Origin of the sequence: Siphonobacter sp. BAB-5385 (assembly GCF_002261125.1) — a bacterium.
GTDB lineage: Bacteria > Bacteroidota > Bacteroidia > Cytophagales > Spirosomataceae > Siphonobacter.
The window spans coordinates 1-4776 of record NZ_NMPS01000098.1; the positions used below are offsets into that span (position 1 = coordinate 1).

General features: G+C 48.6%; 2 protein-coding genes. Both read left to right on the forward strand.

From position 1 onward, the window contains the following. Positions 1-1145: 1145 nt before the first annotated feature. The gene (locus BWI93_RS09770) at positions 1146-1559 is read left to right on the forward strand and encodes a response regulator (RefSeq protein WP_094810679.1); all 414 of its coding nucleotides are present in this window, start codon (positions 1146-1148) and stop codon (positions 1557-1559) included. 229 nt (positions 1560-1788) lie between these two features. Continuing rightward, the coding region (locus BWI93_RS09775) for a PAS domain S-box protein (RefSeq protein WP_141217419.1) at positions 1789-4776 on the forward strand (2988 nt) is incomplete at its 3' end.

The window sequence follows — 4776 nt, forward strand, 5'->3', positions numbered from 1 at the left end:
GTTTATGGACGTGAGTCATCTCATCAAGCAGCTCACGGATTGGATTCCGGACCTGCACGCAGAGGACTATAGGGAGATGGGACAGAGTCAGTCCCAGGCCGCTGCTTAGATTTTATAGTGGGGAGATTATCTAAACCCGTCTGGCATTGCTGGACGGTTTTTTAGCTCGTAAACCAGATTAGTGGCAAATAGATCATAAAAAGACCCGCCCAGCGTTCCGGACAGGCCTTTTCGGGGATTCATTCAAAACCTATTTAGTTCGGAATTTGCTACTTTCTGGATTTGCCCATATCCTTTTGCAGGCCTTCGTCAATGGGCTAAGTGCTCTCTGTGCTAAGTAGTACATCTGACGAAGCAGGCCCAAAGCCGCCACTATAGAGCCTCGCCTTGCATAAAGGAGCAGTAGCCTAGTTTGGCTAACCCACTGCTTAGCAAAGGTAGATGATTCATTTTCAAAACACTCAGGCATAATCTAACTAGATACGACCCCTATAATTAGGGTGGCATACCCGGCATCCCCCTGTTTTTAGGGGAACTAATTGAGGTACATCATAGCTATATGCACTAACCTTCGGCTAGCTACCTTTGACCCAACTTGGTTAGGAGAGGTTTGATGCTGGACTTCACCTCTACCCAATCAACCAAGGCAAGGCTAGGCTCTTCGCTGGAAGAGTCGATCTCCGTCAGTCATTTGGATTAGCAAGGGAAATAATCTCATGACTGACGGAGCTTTGCCCGACTAAAAGATGAAATGCAACCTCTAGTAACCTTCTACCTATTTTATATACTTCACCCCGGGGGTGAATCTCTCCCCAAAGCCTGCTTGAGAGTCATCTTAAGCAGGCTTTTCGTTACATGGCAGAATAGGCTGTCTGGCGTATTTAATTGCTCTGCAGTTGGGACGATCTGAAGGACCAATTAGGTACATGCAAGAGGGTTCAGAAGTGGTTACGTTGGTCGTACATAATGCGGTAGATTGATCTATAGCAAATTAAATATTATAAATGTTTATGCCCAACACCTTTAAGCTCCACTAACTTATCACACTGATTCTTTACCTTTACTAACCATAGGTTAATAACCATGCGTATCTCGCATTAACTCTACTTTAACTATCCCATAATCATAGGCTAAGCCTAATATGAATGACTTTACCTACACTGGCACTCATTGTAGACGATGATGATGACGACCGTTTTCTGTTAGAGAATGTGATCAAAAGAACAACTCCCGATTGCCAAGTAGCCTTTGCACGAGATGGCCAGCACGCTTTGGAGGTGCTCGCATTACTGCCTAGTTGCCCGACATTTATTCTTTCGGATTTAAACATGCCGCGGATGAACGGTCTTGAACTTTTAAAAGTGTTAAAAGCTTCTAAAAAATGGCAGTTGATTCCGGTAATTTTATTCACTACTACCCCTACAGCTGAGACCATTAACGAAGCCTATCGTCTCAATGTGAATGGGCTGGTGGGCAAGCCTTCTAGCTTCTTAGAACTAGAAAAAGTTTGGCATGAAGTATATACTCTTTGGGGAGTCTTGGCGAAAAGGCCTCGCTAGTAAGTAAGGTATAATAGGCTTACATAAGCACAAACTACTTTCATCAACATGCAAAGTCAGACTGGTTTTGCATGCTATTGCTTTGACCTTTCTTGATGAATGGCAAGAAATAAGCCTAGATTGAAAAGGACAATTGAATATACGTTTACTTAGCCCTAATTCCCGCCAGAAGTGCTTTACTTTATCTGACTACTACGTACGCAGATTATTTCTCTCATACCTCCAACCTATGAGCAGCACGAATAGCAACGAGCAGGGCTTCACCTCTGCCGAAGAGTATCAAATGTTACTGGAATCCTTTGCCCAAGCTTTTTGGGAAACCGATGCTCAGGGGCTGGTCGTCACCGATTCGCCGAGCTGGCGGGCCTATACCGGTCAATCGGTGGAAGCGTGGCTAGACCAAGGCTGGACAGCGGTAGTTCATCCCGATGATCAGGTATACGCCCTTTCGCAGTGGCAGGAAGCGGCCAGACAGCTACAGCCCGTAAACGCTGAGTTTCGTCTGCAACGGCCTGGGGGTGGTTGGCGATGGACCAACGTTCGGGCTGTTCCCATTCTCAACGCCGACGGAAGCGTGCGAAAATGGTTGGGTATCAATATTGATATTCAGGACAAAAAAGAGATCGAAGCAGCCTTGCAGCAAACGCAGCAGGCTTATCAACGAGAGCTTGAAGAGCAGGTAGCCGAACAAACCCGGGAATTAGAGGAAAGTCGGGCCCTACTCCAGTCTACCCTGGATAGTACCCTAGATATGATCCAGGTGTTCAAGGCCGTCCGCAATCAGAAGGGAGAAATCGTTGATTTTGTCTGGACCCTTAACAATCAGAGCAGCAAGCGACAGTACGGAGATGTGATTGGAAAGAGCCTACTCACGCTCAACCCTGGCGTAAAAGAAGTAGGCATCTTTGACACGTTCAAGCAGGTCTGTGAAACGGGCATCGCGGATCAATCCGAACGTCATTATGTTCATGAACAGTTTGATGGCTGGTTTGATCAGTCCACGGTAAAGCTAGGGGATGGAGTGGCGACGACGACCACTGACATTACCCGCCGCAAGAAAGCAGAACAGGAGCTAAAAGACCAGGCGTACTTTATCACCAGCGTTACTGAAATGATGCCCGATGTAGTGTCGGTCGTAGAACTGCCCGCTAGAAAGATCATCTATGCCAATCGCGATACCATGTCCTGGCTCGATTTCAACCCTGATGAAATCACTAGTTTATCTTTTCAGGACCGGACTAAACTCTTTCATCCCGATGATCTGCCCGCTATCCAGGATTTTTATGAACGCTTTAGTTCACTTCAAGACCGGCAAGAAAACAAAGTTGAATACCGGCTTAAAAACAAGAAAGGGGAATGGGTGTTGCTCTCGCTTCGTGGCCAGGTATTCAACCGGGATGGACAGGGCAATGCCACCCAATTGTTATTAGTTGGACAGAATATAACGACTCAGAGGAGAGCCGAAGAAGAAATCCTACGCCTAAAGGATGAAGTGGCTCAAAAAGCTACCAATAAGTACGAAGCCCTCTTTAACGCCATTGACGAAGGCTTTAGCTTGCTTGAATTGATTTTTGATGAGCAGGGAAAGGTGGTTGATTATTGGCACCGAAAAGACAATCCGGCCTTTACCCGCATGACTGGCATTCAGGATCCAGTCAATAGACGCATGAGCGAGCTGGTGCCTAATCTGGAACCCGAGTGGCATCAAATGCTGGAAGAAGTCTATTACACCGGTCAATCCATTCGTACAGAATATCCGGTACATCAACTGGGTCAGTGGTATAGCTGCTATCTTTCGCGAGTAGGCAGCAAAGGCAGTCCATTCATTGCTTGCGTGTACGACGATATCACCGAACGCAAGCGGATGCAGGAGCGGCAGGCTTATCTGTTATCACTAAGCGATGCCCTACGTCCGCTTTCGGACCCGCTCGCCATTCAACAGGAGAGCCTACGTTTGCTATGTACCCAGCTCAAAATCCCACGAGCCATCTACGCCGAAACAAGAGACCAGGAAGGAACCATGCTCATTACGGCTGAACAGGTGGAGGCAGGGTTCTTACCCATGAAGGGGGAAATCGTGCATTTTTCTGATCTCGCACCCGAAGCCCCGACAGAAGCTTTGCTGGGCCGTCCCCTCTGGCGTGAAGACGTGTTCAGTGAAGAGCATAGCCCAGCACGTCAAGCCGGATATGCGGCATTCCAAACGCGTTCCTGGGTGATGATTCCACTCGTTAAGCAAGGACGGCTAGTGGCAGAACTTACGGTTCATCATTCCGAACCGCATGCGTGGACGGCCGAAGAGATTAGCCTCATTGAGCAGACTACCGACCGTACTTGGGCCGCCGTAGAACGAGCCAAAGCTGAAGAAGCTTTGCAGGAATCAGAAAAACGCCTGCGATTGACAATTGAAGCCACTCAACTGGCTACTTGGGAGTGGAATTTGGAAACCAATGAGGTCTACTGGAACGAGCAGCACTTCCGGCTCTTTGGTATGGAGCCGAAAGCCAATCCCCAGAACCCGGAGGAGTTCATGCGTCATGTCCATCCCCGGGAGCAGGAGCGAGTGAAATCCCTACTCGAAGAAGCCATCGCCGAACGCAAAGTCTATGATGCTGAATTCTGTGCCATACGGGAGGATGGCTCGAGTCGGTGGATGAGCGGTTATGGACGTATCACCGAAGAGCGGGACGGCCAGCCCCTTCGCATGAGTGGCGTCATGTTTGATATCGATGAACGACGAAGGGCTCAGGAGTCTCTGCACCAAAGCGAATCCCGGCTACGAGCCATTTTTAAGAGTGCCAAAGACTACGCCATTTACACCACCGACTTGACCCGGCACATTACTTCCTGGAACCGTGGGGCTGAGGTCGTCTTTGGTTACAGTGAAAGTGAAATGATGCAGCAGTTAGGGGACCAGCTCTATTCCCCGGATGATCGAGCACAAGGCATCCCGGAAAACGAAGCTAAAAAAGCGATCCGTGAAGGAGAGGCCGAAAACGAGCGTTGGCACATTCGAAAGGACGGTTCCTACTTCTATGGATCGGGGGTGGTAACGCCGCTCCGTAATGAGGACGGTATGATTGTGGGGCTACTTAAAGTAATGCGAGATTTAACGGTTCAGAAACGGGCGGAAGAAGGGCTGAAAGAAGCAGATCGGCGAAAGAACGAGTTTCTGGCCATGCTAGCTCATGAACTGCGGAATCCCATGGCTACGCTT

Excerpts from the sequence above, each read along its gene's own strand:
- BWI93_RS09770 (WP_094810679.1), top strand. The coding sequence starts at position 1,146 with ATGACTTTACCTACACTGGCACTCATTGTAGACGATGATGATGACGAC.